Here is a 12,187-nt window from a genome sequence, read left to right as displayed (position 1 = left end):
GATGCCAGAAGGACTGAAGACCCTCACCCGCTACACGATCGAGGAGGAACACCGGCACCCCGGTTCGTCCGGTGAGTTCTCCGCCCTGGTGAACGTCGTCGCGACCGCGACGAAGATCATCGCCAACCAGGTGACCCGTGGCGCGATCGTGGGGTCGCTCGGCGCCTCCGAACCGGACAACCTGCCGCCCACGGTGCACCGCAAGCTCGATGCCATCACCAACGACATCATGGTCGCGGAAACCCAATGGACCGGCCATCTCTCGGCGCTGCTCTCCGAACAGATGCCGGAGATCCATCCCGTGCCGGACACGCACCGGCGCGGGAAATACCTGTTGGCGTTCGATCCGCTGGACGGATCCAGCAATATCGACGTGAATCTGCCCGTCGGCACGATCTTCAGCGTGCTGCGCGCGCCGGAGCGAGTGTGGGGGCGGCAAGGCGGCGAGCCGACGGCGGCGGACTTCCTGCAAGCGGGCGCCGAGCAGGTGTGCGCGGGCTTCACCCTCTACGGCCCGGCCACCATGCTGGTGCTGACCACCGGCCGCGGCGTCGACGGATTCACCCTCGATCGCGAGATCGGCGCCTTCGTGCTCACCCACCCGCGCATGCGGATCCCCGAGGACACCGCGGGTTTCGCCATCAATGCCGCGAACGAGCGGTTCTGGGAGCGTCCGGTGCGGCGATACGTGCACGAATGCCTGGACGGTGTCGACGGCCCGCGCGGACGCGATTTCAACATGCGCTGGGTGGCCTCGCTGGTGGCCGACACCTTCCACATCCTCACTCGCGGCGGGGTCTACCTGTACCCGCACGACACCCGCCCGCCCGCCCGGCCCGGGCGGGTCGCCTTGCTGTACGGGGCGAGTCCGGTCGCGTTCATCGTCGAGCAGGCGGGCGGGGCGGCGACCACCGGCGTGGAGCGGGTGCTCCAGGTGACCCCCGACGACGTGCACCAGCGGGTGCCGTTGATCTTCGGCTCACGCAACGAGGTCGAGCGCATCGAGCGCTACCACCACGAGCCGGACGAAGGGCCCAGCTTCGACAGTTCGCTGTTCGGCAACCGGTCGCTGTTCCGTTCGGCCGGTCGCTGATCCGGCGCGCCGAAACCCGTTGTCCGGCAATTCAGGAGGTGCCATGTCGGTCAAACATCCCGTGGTCGCGATCACCGGTTCGTCCGGTGCGGGCACGACCAGCGTCACCCGAACCTTCCAGGAGATCTTCCGCCGCGAGGGGATCAACGCGGCGATCGTGGAGGGCGATTCCTTCCACCGCTTCGATCGCAACGAGATGAAGCTGGCGATGGCCGAGGCCGAGCAGAACCGCAACGTGCGGTTCTCGCATTTCGGCGAGGAAGCGAATCTGCTGAAGGAGCTCGAGACGCTGTTCCGCGACTACGGCGAGACCGGCGTCGGCACGGTGCGCCGCTACCTGCACGACGACGCCGAGGCCAAGCCGTACGGTCAGCCGGCGGGCACCTTCACCCCGTGGGAAGAACTCGCCCCCGGCAGCGATCTGCTGTTCTACGAGGGGCTGCACGGCGCGGCCGTCACCTCGACGGTGGACGTCGCGCAGTACACCGACCTGCTCGTCGGGGTGGTGCCGATCATCAATCTGGAGTGGATTCAAAAGGTTTATCGCGACAAGACCCAACGCGGCTACTCCAGCGAGGCCGTGATCGACACCATCCTGCGCCGCATGCCCGACTACGTGACCTACATCTGCCCGCAGTTCTCCCGCACCTACGTCAACTTCCAGCGGGTGCCGACCGTGGACACCTCGAATCCGTTCACCGCCCGCAGTATTCCGACCGCCGACGAGAGTTTCGTGGTGATCCGTTTCGCCGACCCGAAGGTCATCGACTTTCCGTATCTACTGTCGATGCTGCACGACTCGTTCATGTCGCGGCCGAACTGCATCGTGGTGCCCGGCGGGAAGATGGAATTGGCGATGCAGCTGATCTTCACGCCGCTGATCCTGCGGTTGATGGACAAGCGGCCCAAGCGAAGCTGGTGAGCCTCAGAGCTGGCCCTCTTCGCGGCGGCGATCCTGTTCCCGCTGCCGCTCCGCTTCCTGCCGGCGAGCCTCGGCGCGCTGTTGCTCGGCGCGCTCCCGCAGGCTGCGCAGGAATGCCTCGTCCTCGTCGGGGTTTTGGGCGATGTGGCGACCGGGGCGGTCGTACTCGGCGTAGCGGGTGGTCGAGCGGGTGCGCGGTTCGTGCAGCGGGCGCCCGGCGAAGAGCCAGAGCAGCGCGCCGATGGTCGGGATGAGGACGACGACGAGCAGCCAACCCATCTTCGGCAGATGCCGGATGCCCGCTTCGGGGCAGGTGATGATGTCGACCAGGCAGTACACCCAGAGAGCGAGGGTGAGGAAGCCGAGCACGGCGTAAGGCATGCGATCTCCTTGCGACGACGGAAAAGTCCCGGACCGTTCGCGGTTCTCGAAGATCGAAGTGAGTCCCCCCGCTGAACCGGCCGCGCACGAGCTTACGGGTAGTGAGTCAGTCGGGCAGCAGGGGCACCGACAGGCCTTCGCCGCGGTTGATCAGCGCCGCGCGGGTGACGGCGGCCGAGCCGAAGCGGCGGCGTAAGTCGTCCAGGGTGGCGTCGAGGGTGTTGGTGGCGCGCGCCTCCAGGGGCAGGGTGAGCTGGACCGCGTCCGCGTCGTCGAGATTGGTCAGCGCCAGACCGATCAGGGTGAGTCCGCGCTCCTCGATCATCGGCATCGCGTCGGTGAGCAGCTGGCGCGCGGCGCGCAGGAGGGTGTCGGTGTGGTCGGTGGCCTCGGCCAGTGTGCGGGATCGGGTGGCGCGGCTGAAATCGTCGAAACGCATGCGCAGCACCACTGTTCGGCAGACCCGGTCGGCGGTGCGCAGCCTGCGGCCGAGTCGGTCGGTGAGACCGTGCAGGTAGGCCTCGATCTCGTCGGCGGGGCGGGCGCGGCGGCCGAGGGCGCGTTGCGCGCCGATGGAGCGACGGCGGCGACCGGTCTCGACGCGGCGCGGATCCCTGGCCATCGAGAGCGCGTACAAGTGGCGGGCGGCCGCGGGGCCGAGGAAGCCGCGCAACGCGTTCTCGCCGAGATCGGCCAGCTGCCCGATCCGGGTGACGCCGTGTTCGTGCAGCGTGCGGGCGGTGACATCGCCGACGCCCCACAGCCTTTCGATCGGAAGCGGATGCAGGAAGTCGAGCTCGGCGGAGGGCGGCACCAGGCGAAGTCCGTCGGGCTTGGCCACCGCGCTGGCGACCTTGGCGAGGAACTTGGTGCGCGCGATGCCGACCGAGATGGGCAGGCCCACTTCGTCGCGCACCCGCGCCCGCAGCCGCTGGGCGATGTCGAGCGGCGGACCCGCGATCCGGCGCAACCCGCCGACGTCGAGGAACGCCTCGTCGATCGAGATCCCTTCGACCACCGGCGTGGTGTCGCGGAAGACCTCGAACACTGCCTTGCTCGCCTCGGAATAGGCGCTCATGCGCGGGGGCACCACGATCGCGTTCGGGCACAGCCGCCGCGCCTGCGCGCCGTTCATCGGCGTGCGCACCCCGAACGCCTTGGCCTCGTAGGACGCCGCGAGGACGACCCCGCCGCCCACGATCACCGGTTTGCCGCGCAGTCCGGGATCGTCGCGCTGTTCGACGGAGGCGTAGAAGGAGTCCAGGTCCGCGTGCAGGATCGAGGCCTCGGCGCGCGCCTCGATGCGCGGGCGTTCCCGGCCGCGCGGCGGCGCGACGGCGGGAGAGGCACGGCGATCGGACACGAACATATGTTCGCATACGCGGCGACGAACCGCACCGATCTACGGTTTGCCTCCGTAGTCAAAGCCGATCCTCGGTACCCTTTGGGCGACAGTAGATCGGACGACGATGAGGGAGTCGGTACGGTGCGCGGATTCGGAGACCTGGAGGCGGTGATCATGGACCGCATCTGGGACAGAGACGCGGAGTCCACGACGGTACGGGAGATTTTCGAGGAACTCTCCGCCGAGCGCGGCATCGCGTACACCACGGTGATGTCCACCATGGACAACCTGCACCGCAAAGGATGGCTGGCGCGGGAGCGGGCGGGCAAGGCCTACCGATACTGGCCGACGCTGACCCGCGAGGAACACAGCGCCCGGCTGATGCTCGAGGCGCTCGGCTCCGGCGGTCGCTCCGACCTGGTGCTCAGCCATTTCGTGGACCGGATCAGTGCCGAGGAGTCAGCAGGACTGCGGGCGGCACTGCGCAGGCTGACCGCGCGACGAACCCCCGAGGCCCCGTGAACGTCGCGCTGTGCCTGATGGCATACGGCAGCACCGTCGCGGTCTTCGGACCGCCGGTGCTGCACCGGCTCACCCGCCGCGGCGTCGCGCCGCGGCTGGGGGTGCTGGCCTGGCTGGTCGCCATCGCCGGGGCGCTCGGCGCCTGGGTGCTCGCGGCCGGTCTGCTGGTCGTCGAGTTCGCCACCTATTGGCGGCATCCGAGCGAGGCGCTGCGCGCGTGCTATTCGGTGCTGTCGTTCCCGATGCACATGCACGGCTGGGCCGCCCAGCTCGTCACCTACTCGCTGGCGGCGGTGCTCGCCTCCGGCGTCGCGGCGGTGTCGTTGCAGGCCGCGCGGGTGGCGCTGCGTCTGCGCCGCCGCACCTTCGCGCACGGGCGCGCCGTGCGGATGGTGGGGCGTGAGCTGCCCGAGGTCGGCGCGGTCGTGCTGGATTCGCCGGAGCCGCAAGCCTATTGCGTCGCGGGACGGCCCGAGACCATCGTCGTCACCAGCGCCGCGCTGGACGCGCTGACCCGCGAACAGCTGGCCGCGGTGCTGGCCCACGAACACGCACACCTGCGCGGCCGCCACGCCGCGCTCACCGCCACGTTGCGCGCGATGGCGACCACCCTGCCCGGACTGCGGCTGCTCACCGCGGGCAGCGCGGAGATCGGCAGGCTGCTCGAGATGTGCGCCGACGATCGCGCGGCCCGGGTCCACGGTCGCGAACCCCTGCTCGGCGGGCTGCTCGCCCTGGTCGGCGCGGGCGCCCCGGTGCCGGTTGGCGCGCTCGGCGCGGCCGGGACCGCGGTGCTGGCCCGCGCCGAACGGCTCGTCGCCCCGGTGCGCGGCGTGCACCGCGCCACCAACCGCACCGCGCTGCTCGGCGTCATCGCGGCCACCGTCATCGGGCTGTTCGAGATCGCCGTCGGCATTCTGTTCTGCAGCACGTTGATCAACTGACCGAGTCCGCACGTGGCGGGTTTGTCGGAGCCCGGGTGTAGCGTGCGGCACGATCATCGGCTGACACAGGAGGATCGGGTGCGCGTCACCTGGGATCAGGTTTTCGCCTGGCGGCTCGCCCGCCAATATGTCGCGCGGCCCACCGCGGCGTCCGTGCCCGAGCTCGTCGGTCGCCTGTGCGGTGTGCAAGCGCAGGTCACCTCGGCGGCGGAAACGGCGGTCGCGCTGCGCAGCGCCGCACCCGAGGACGGGGCCGTGGTGGCCGCGCTGTCCAACGGCACGCTGATCAAGACCTGGGGCATGCGCGGCACCCTGCACGCCATGACGCCCGCGGGAGCCGCCGCCGTGCTTCCACTCATCGCGTCCGCCCGGACCTGGGAAAAGCCTTCGTGGCAGCGCACTTTCGGCGCGACGCCCACGGAGGTCGCCGCATTGACCGAGGCGGTGGGCGGGATTCTCGCCGACGCAGAACTCACCCGCGAAGAGCTGGTCGAGGCGCTCATCGCCGACCGGGCCTTCCGCGAGCTTGGCGAGGAGTTGCGCTCGGGCTGGGGCGCGCTGCTCAAACCGCTGGCCTGGCAAGGCGCGATCTGCCACGGACCGGCGCGCGGGAGCAAAGTGACCTTCACCAGCCCGGCGCGACTCGTCGCGGACTGGCCGGGGCTCGCCGAGCCCGAGGTCGCCGCGCCCGCTGCCATCACCGCCTATCTCGGCGCCTACGGCCCAGCCACACCCGAGACCTTCGACGCCTGGCTCAGCCGCAACAGCCTGCGCAAGACCACCGTTCGCGGCTGGTTCGCCGAACTCGGCGACGCGCTCACGACGGTGGAGGTCGAGGGTCGTACCGGCTACATCCTCACCGAACACGCCGACGAGCTCGCCACGACCGAGCCGACCCCCTCTGTCCACCTGCTCGGCCCCTTCGACCAGTACGTGCTCGGCCCGGGCACCGGCGACACCGAACTGCTCCCGAAGGCACACCGCGCACGCGTCAGTAAGACCGCGGGCTGGATCGCACCGCTCGTCGTCGTGGACGGGCGTATCGCGGGCACTTGGGAACTCGACGGATCCGAACTGCTCGTCAGCATGTTCGACGGTGCGCCGCTGCCGAAGAACCTCGACGGTGCCGCCGCTCGCGTTTCGCGCGCGGCCGGTCTGGACGCGGTAACCGTGCGGGCGGCCTGAGGACCACTGTCGCCGCGCTGTGTTCGGCGTTTCGATCCGCGTCCTCGCCGGGCGGACAGAACAGTCCCGCGTCGAAAGTGATCGAACGCGGGCCGCGGCCGATAAGCTGCAGGTCGGGTCAATAGTGATTCGTGCCGCGCGATCATCGACGGCCGTCCTGCCCGACCGCGTTCGTGTGCTGTCCTCGTCCCAGGGAGGTGGTGCCGTGTTTATACGTCGAGCCATACTGATCGCGGTGATTCTGTGGGCGATACCGCTGCTGGCCGCACCCCACGGACAGACCCAGCCGCCGAGCTCCGGCAACGGAGGCTGCGCCCAGGGCGGTCTGATGACCGGCCGATTGATCCCCGGCACCGGTAGCGCCGGACAGAACATCCACCGTGAGGCGACCCTGCGGGACTGCGCCAGCCCACTGCTCCCAGGCATCTACGCCGGACAGTTCAGCGTGACCATTCCGTGGAACGCGGCGGGTGCGACCAGTACGGCTACCTTCACCTGGTCGGACGGCCGCGTCAGTACGGCGACCGGATACGGTAATGGCCTGTGGTCGATCACCAGCGGACCGGCGAGCGGTCACGGGATCCAGTTCCATATGGCCGACACATGGATCGGCTGGTACTTCAGCTACGCCGACGCCACCGTCATCTCGGCGACCTTCCTACCCTGAACGCAATCCGCGGCTCCGAGAGCGCATCTCGATGCCCGCAGCCAACACGGTCCTACGCCGCCAGTACCCGCTTGAGCGTGGCGTAGCCTGCTGGTTCCCGACAGCACGGCCCATACCTGCGACGCAACGCGATCCGGCCGTCGGCAGGCAGTCGCCCACCGACGGCCACACCCGCGCGGTCAGACGTAGGTGAAGGGCAGTGCGTTGCTGATGCCGTCCAGCTCCACTTTGACAGTGACGTCCACGGTGCCTGTTCCCGTCGGGGAGATGGCCGTGATCTGGGTGTCGGAGTCGATGGTGAACGTGGTCGCCTTCGTACCGAAGCGCACGGTCAGCGGACCGACATTGCTGAACCCGGAGCCGGTGATCACGACAGTGCTGAATGTCGTCGCTGGGCCGGTATTGGGTGTGAGGGCGGTGAGTACAGCTGCCATGGTTCGACTCCAAGCCGAATAGTGAAATGAATTATCTTGCAACGGATGTCGATCTTCTGCGGCAACCGCTACATATCCAGTAAGCCACCGAAACCGGACTTCGGCAAGGAATCCTAAGGGGACTGCCGCACGGATAGGTGACAACCGAGTTGGCTTTCCCCTCGGGTGGCTCGAGGGGGTGTCATCGTGCCCAAGCCCTATCCCCGCGAGTTTTGTGACAATGTCGTGCGCGTCGCTCGCAATCGTGACGACGGTGTGACGTTGGACCAGGTCGCCGCCGATTTCGGGATCCGCTTGATAACGCTGTCGAAAATGGACGAGCCGACGTCGACGGGATCCCCGTCGCGGTGGCGTGCCGGGTGTTGAATCTCGCGCGTCAACCGTACTAACGGTGGCTGACCGAACCGGTCACCGGCGCCGAATTCGACACTGCTTATCGGGTTCGCGCCCGGTTCGACGTCCTCCGCGGCGACCCGGAATTCGGCTATCGATCGAGGGATGTAGCCGGCTGCATTCTGCACACCGACCGTGGGGCTCAATTTCGACGCCGAAAGTTCGTGCGCGCCTTCGCATAGCCCTGTATCGGGCAAAGCAACCGGCTAGCTGCGCTTGGCGACGAAGATTTCCAACCCGTCGAGGATGCGTTGCAGGCCGAAGTCGAAGTGGTCGAAGGAGGAGTCGAAGGCCGATTCGGAGAGCGAAGCCAGGATGGGGTAATTGCCGGTGGCCATGGCCTTTTCGAGGGCGGGGGATTGGGCTTCCCAGAACTCGGCGTCGGTCATGCCCGTGGAGCGCTCGGCCTCCTCGGCGAACATTTGGGTGCGGGCGACGCCCCAGACGTAGCCGGAGATCATCACCAGCACCGAGATCAGTTCGGGGTCGGCCAAGCCCATCGGTTTGATCCTGCCGACGAGGTGCTCCATGCCTGCGAGTGTGCCGGGGCCGAGGACCGGTCGGGTCTGATTGACCTGAAGCAGCCAGGGATGGCGGCGGTACATCTCGAGCATTTCGTACGCGTACTCCCGCAGCATCGCGCGCCAGCCGTCGGGCGGGACGGCCGTCTCCGGCGGTTGCTGCACCCGGTCGAGCATCAGGTCGAGCAGTTCGGCCTTGCCCGGCAGATACCGGTACAGCGACATCGTGCCGGTGCCCAACTCGGTGGCGACGCGCCGCATGGTGACCGCGGCAAGGCCTTCCGCGTCGGCCACCCGTATCGCGGCCTCGACGATCCGATCCAGTGTCAGCGTGGGTTTGGGCCCACGACTCGGTCGGTGGCCGGTGTCCCAGAGCAGGTCGAGTGTGCGCGCGAGGTCGCCGCTGCCGCTGGTCTCGGTGGTCGTCATGGCTTCAGATTAAACGCTTGGCGCAGAACTGGGTACGTTGTACCCTAATTCGGGTACAACGTACCCAGTTAAGGGTCCACAGGGAGGATGCGGTGAACGACTACGCGGTGCGGGCCGAGGGCTTGCGCAAGAGATATGGGGACAAGAACGCGCTCGACGGCTTCGAGCTCACCGTGCGACGCGGCACGGTGCACGGCCTGCTCGGCCCGAATGGCGCGGGCAAGACGACCGCCGTGCGCATCTTGTCCACCCTGATCCGGCTCGACGACGGCCACGCGACGGTGGCCGGACTCGATGTCGTGCGGCAAGCCAGGGAGGTCAGGGCCCGCATCGGGCTGACGGGCCAGTACGCCGCGGTCGACGAGGTGCTCACCGGACGGCAGAACCTCGAGATGTTCGGCAGGCTGTTCCATCTCGGCGGGCGCGGGGCCAAAGAGCGGGCCGCCGAACTGCTGGAGCGCTTCGATCTCGTCGAGGCCGCCGACCGCGGCGTCGGCAAGTACAGCGGCGGCATGCGGCGCAGGCTCGATCTGGCCGCCTCGATGATCCTGGCCCCGGATGTGCTGTTCCTGGACGAGCCGACCACCGGACTGGATCCGCGCAGCCGCGGCGAGGTGTGGGAGTCGGTGCGCGCGTTGGTCGCCGACGGCACCACCGTGCTGCTCACCACGCAATACCTCGAGGAGGCCGACCGGCTCGCCTCCCGGATCACGGTCATCGACCAGGGTCGCGCAATCGCCGACGACACCCCGGACGGTCTGAAGAACACCGTGGGCGGCGACCTGATCGAGGTGGTCGCCACGGAGGCCGCCGATCTGCCGCTGGTGGCCAAGGTGCTCGCCAGGGTCTGCACCGGCGAGCCCGACACCGACGACGCCGAGCGCCGGGTGTACGCGCCGGTGACCGACCGCGTCGCCGCGCTCACCGACGTGGCGCGCACGCTGCAGGACGAAGGCATCGCGGTCGAGGACATCGGCCTGCGCCGACCGAGTCTCGACGACGTGTTCCTCCAGCTGACCGGACACCGCACGACCGCCGAGGAGGCCGCCTGATGAACACGATCGATCTCGTGCAGAACCGCTCCCGCGTGTATTGGGCGTTCGCCGACTGCTGGAACGTGGTGCGGCGCGGGCTGACCCACTACCAGCGCCAGCCGGTGAACATCGCCTGGCAGCTCGGCTTCCCGATTCTGTCGGTGCTGCTCTACGGCTACGTCTTCGGCAGTGCCATGACGGTGCCCGGCGGCGGCGACTACCGGGACTTCCTGATGCCGGGCATGTTCGCGATGACGATGGCGTTCGGCTTCATCAACACCGCGACGCTCGTCGTCTACGACGCGACCAAGGGCGTCATCGACCGATTCCGCTCGATGCCGATGGCGCCTTCGGCGGTGGTGTCCGGACGCGGCGTCACCGATCTGATCGTGGCCTGCGCCGAGCTGACCATTCTGATGATCACCGCCTACGCGATCGGCTGGCGACCCGACGGCGGAATCCTCGGCGCGGCGGCGTCCTTCGCGCTGTTGCTGTGGCTGCGATTCGCGCTGATCTGGCTCGGCGTCTGGCTCGGGCTGATCGTGCCGAATCCGGAGGCGGCGGGCGGGCTGTTCGCCGTCGCGTTCCCGCTGACGATGATCTCCAGCATCTTCGTCGCTCCGCAGCTGATGCCGAGCTGGCTCGGGCACATCGCGGCGTGGAATCCCATCTCCTCGACCGTGGCCGCTACTCGCGAACTGTTCGGAACGCCGGTGGGCAGCGGTGATTCGTGGATCGAACAGCACGCGGTGTTGATGGCGGTGGTGTGGCCGCTGGTGCTGACCGCGATCTTCCTGCCGCTCGCGGTGCGTCGCTTCCAGCGATTGAGCCGCTGAAAACTCGTTCGCTGCCCGGCACTACCGATCGTGCCGGGCAGCGAACGTTCTCTACGGCCGCGATGTTTCGAGAACGGCGGCTTCCGGCACAGCGGGACGCGGCATCCTGGCGCCGAACCCGACGAGGCCCGCGGCGAGCGCGACCGCGGCAACGACGTACCACCCGCGACGGAAAGCATCGAGGGTGGCGAGTGGGTCGCCGGGAGAGCCGAGGACCGCGACCAGCACGGCGACACCGACGGCCAAACCGATTTGGCGCGCCATGCTCAACACCGCCGACCCCGTGGCGAACTGTTGCGGCGGAATGCCGCTGGTGCCCGCCGCGAACGCGGTCGGCAGCGTCAGGCCGACGCCGAGACCGCTGACGACCATGCCGGGAAGCAGACCCGCGGGATAGTCCGGCGCGAGCTCGATCGCGCGCGCCCACCACACCATGCCCGCGGCGAAAGCCACACCGCCCGCGGCGATCACGGGACCGGCGCCGACACGCCCGATCAGCCTGCCCGCCAAGACGGCGACGATCGGCACCACCAGCGGCCCCGGCGCGATGGCTAGCCCGGTGCGCAGCGCCGACCACCCCCATACGTTCTGCGCCCACAGCACCACCGACAGCAGCATGCCCGCGAAGGCCACCTGGAACAGCACCGAATTGGCCGCCATCAGCGCGAAATTCGGGGCCCGCAGCAAACCGGGGTCGACGACCGGACTGTGGTGACGTGCCGAGGAAACAGCGAAGGCGACACCGAACACCGCCGAGGCGGCGAAAGCGCCGAGCGCCTCCGGTGACGTCCATCCCCAGTCCTCGCCCTTCACCAGTCCGAGCACCACCGCGGCGATCGCCCCGACCAGCGCGACCGCGCCGAATAGATCCGGCAGCGCGCCACCGTCGCCGCGCGGATCGGGCAACCTGCGCAGACCGGCGACGAGGGCGACGAGCCCGATCGGCACGTTCACCAGAAATACCCAGCGCCAATCGATTTCGACGAGCAGTCCGCCGACGACCGGCCCCAGCGCCGCGCCGAGGCCGCCGAACGCCACCCACAGGCGCACCGCCGTGGCCCGGCGCTCGGGCGGTGTCGCCGCGAGCACCAGACCCAGCGACGAGGGGGTGAGCATGGCCCCGCCAACCGCCTGCAACACCCGAAACGCCACCAGCGAGGCCACATTCCACGCGGCCGCGCACGCCGCGGAACCGAGCACGAACACGGCCAAGCCGAGCAGGAAGGTGGTCCGATTGCTGCCGCGGTCGCCCAGGCGTCCCGCGGGAACCAGCAGTGCCGCGAACACGATGGCGTAGGCGTTCAGCACCCAGGACAGTCCGGCGAGCTCGGCGCCGCCGAACTCGCGCGCCATGTCGGGCAGCGCCACGTTGACGATGAACAGGTCCAGGCTCGACAGCAGGACACCGACGGACACGATGCCGAGCACGAGCCGCGAATCGGCAGCGGGCCGATTTTCTGTGGGCACAGCGGTATTCACAC

Annotated in this window: 13 protein-coding genes; 8 read left to right on the top strand and 5 right to left on the bottom strand. The window is 68.8% G+C overall.

The genetic code is table 11. From position 1 onward, the window contains the following. Position 1: 1 nt before the first annotated feature. Both ABZV58_RS20150 and ABZV58_RS20145 read left to right on the top strand, forming a co-directional pair. A complete protein-coding gene (locus ABZV58_RS20150) occupies positions 2-1,093 on the top strand; it encodes a class 1 fructose-bisphosphatase (protein ID WP_355001651.1) in 1,092 nt (363 codons plus the stop codon). A gap of 43 nt (positions 1,094-1,136) precedes the next feature. Beyond that, complete coding sequence (locus ABZV58_RS20145) at positions 1,137-2,015, top strand: phosphoribulokinase (RefSeq protein WP_355001650.1); 879 nt, start codon at positions 1,137-1,139, stop codon at positions 2,013-2,015. Positions 2,016-2,018: 3 nt separating this feature from the next. On the opposite strand, the gene ABZV58_RS20140 is transcribed toward ABZV58_RS20145, so the two are convergent. Both ABZV58_RS20140 and dinB read right to left on the bottom strand, forming a co-directional pair. Further along, positions 2,019-2,396, bottom strand: coding sequence for a PLD nuclease N-terminal domain-containing protein (locus ABZV58_RS20140; RefSeq protein ID WP_355001649.1), 378 nt, complete (start codon positions 2,394-2,396; stop codon positions 2,019-2,021). Positions 2,397-2,502: 106 nt separating this feature from the next. Beyond that, the gene (gene dinB, locus ABZV58_RS20135; protein WP_355001648.1) at positions 2,503-3,765 is read right to left on the bottom strand and encodes a DNA polymerase IV; all 1,263 of its coding nucleotides are present in this window, start codon (positions 3,763-3,765) and stop codon (positions 2,503-2,505) included. A gap of 117 nt (positions 3,766-3,882) precedes the next feature. On the opposite strand from dinB, the gene ABZV58_RS20130 reads away from it, so the two are divergent. The 4 genes from ABZV58_RS20130 to ABZV58_RS20115 all read left to right on the top strand — a co-directional run bounded on the left by ABZV58_RS20130 (position 3,883) and on the right by ABZV58_RS20115 (position 7,059). Then, positions 3,883-4,263 (top strand): BlaI/MecI/CopY family transcriptional regulator, encoded by a 381-nt coding sequence (locus ABZV58_RS20130; protein WP_281292405.1) that lies wholly within the window; start codon positions 3,883-3,885, stop codon positions 4,261-4,263. A 17-nt stretch (positions 4,264-4,280) separates the two neighbouring features. Continuing rightward, complete coding sequence (locus tag ABZV58_RS20125; protein WP_355001647.1) at positions 4,281-5,207, top strand: M56 family metallopeptidase; 927 nt, start codon at positions 4,281-4,283, stop codon at positions 5,205-5,207. A 78-nt stretch (positions 5,208-5,285) separates the two neighbouring features. Beyond that, positions 5,286-6,392 carry a winged helix DNA-binding domain-containing protein gene (locus ABZV58_RS20120; protein ID WP_355001646.1) on the top strand — a complete coding sequence of 369 codons (1,107 nt, stop codon included), beginning with the start codon at positions 5,286-5,288 and terminating at the stop codon, positions 6,390-6,392. 235 nt (positions 6,393-6,627) lie between these two features. Beyond that, positions 6,628-7,059, top strand: a complete 432-nt coding sequence (locus tag ABZV58_RS20115) for a hypothetical protein (protein WP_355001645.1) — start codon at positions 6,628-6,630, stop codon at positions 7,057-7,059. A gap of 179 nt (positions 7,060-7,238) precedes the next feature. On the opposite strand, the gene ABZV58_RS20110 is transcribed toward ABZV58_RS20115, so the two are convergent. Further along, on the bottom strand, positions 7,239-7,493 hold the full coding sequence (locus ABZV58_RS20110; RefSeq protein ID WP_355001644.1) for an IPT/TIG domain-containing protein: 255 nt from the start codon (positions 7,491-7,493) through the stop codon (positions 7,239-7,241). Positions 7,494-8,092: 599 nt separating this feature from the next. Beyond that, positions 8,093-8,836 carry a TetR/AcrR family transcriptional regulator gene (locus ABZV58_RS20105; protein ID WP_355001643.1) on the bottom strand — a complete coding sequence of 248 codons (744 nt, stop codon included), beginning with the start codon at positions 8,834-8,836 and terminating at the stop codon, positions 8,093-8,095. 92 nt (positions 8,837-8,928) lie between these two features. Between ABZV58_RS20105 and ABZV58_RS20100 the strand changes: the two genes are divergently transcribed. Together ABZV58_RS20100 and ABZV58_RS20095 are read left to right on the top strand one after the other, a co-directional pair. Then, the gene (locus ABZV58_RS20100) at positions 8,929-9,888 is read left to right on the top strand and encodes an ATP-binding cassette domain-containing protein (protein ID WP_355001642.1); all 960 of its coding nucleotides are present in this window, start codon (positions 8,929-8,931) and stop codon (positions 9,886-9,888) included. Next, positions 9,888-10,706, top strand: coding sequence for an ABC transporter permease (locus ABZV58_RS20095; protein ID WP_355001641.1), 819 nt, complete (start codon positions 9,888-9,890; stop codon positions 10,704-10,706). The genes ABZV58_RS20100 and ABZV58_RS20095 overlap by 1 nt, the downstream gene beginning before the upstream one ends. A 51-nt stretch (positions 10,707-10,757) precedes the next feature. Here ABZV58_RS20095 and ABZV58_RS20090 read toward each other — a convergent pair whose 3' ends face one another. After that, complete coding sequence (locus ABZV58_RS20090; RefSeq protein ID WP_355001640.1) at positions 10,758-12,173, bottom strand: MFS transporter; 1,416 nt, start codon at positions 12,171-12,173, stop codon at positions 10,758-10,760. Positions 12,174-12,187: the final 14 nt, after the last annotated feature.

Origin of the sequence: Nocardia sp. NPDC004654 (assembly GCF_040609595.1) — a bacterium.
Lineage (GTDB): Bacteria > Actinomycetota > Actinomycetes > Mycobacteriales > Mycobacteriaceae > Nocardia.
Note: the sequence above shows the minus strand (reverse complement) of the source record. Positions and strands in the feature narration are given on the sequence as shown.

Bases quoted from the DNA above. Each gene is read 5' to 3' on its own strand.
- ABZV58_RS20150 (WP_355001651.1), top strand. From the start codon at position 2: ATGCCAGAAGGACTGAAGACCCTCACCCGCTACACGATCGAGGAGGAA.
- ABZV58_RS20110 (WP_355001644.1), bottom strand. From the start codon at position 7,493: ATGGCAGCTGTACTCACCGCCCTCACACCCAATACCGGCCCAGCGACG.
- ABZV58_RS20125 (WP_355001647.1), top strand. From the start codon at position 4,281: ATGGCATACGGCAGCACCGTCGCGGTCTTCGGACCGCCGGTGCTGCAC.
- ABZV58_RS20095 (WP_355001641.1), top strand. From the start codon at position 9,888: ATGAACACGATCGATCTCGTGCAGAACCGCTCCCGCGTGTATTGGGCG.
- dinB (WP_355001648.1), bottom strand. From the start codon at position 3,765: ATGTTCGTGTCCGATCGCCGTGCCTCTCCCGCCGTCGCGCCGCCGCGC.
- ABZV58_RS20105 (WP_355001643.1), bottom strand. From the start codon at position 8,836: ATGACGACCACCGAGACCAGCGGCAGCGGCGACCTCGCGCGCACACTC.
- ABZV58_RS20140 (WP_355001649.1), bottom strand. From the start codon at position 2,396: ATGCCTTACGCCGTGCTCGGCTTCCTCACCCTCGCTCTCTGGGTGTAC.
- ABZV58_RS20145 (WP_355001650.1), top strand. From the start codon at position 1,137: ATGTCGGTCAAACATCCCGTGGTCGCGATCACCGGTTCGTCCGGTGCG.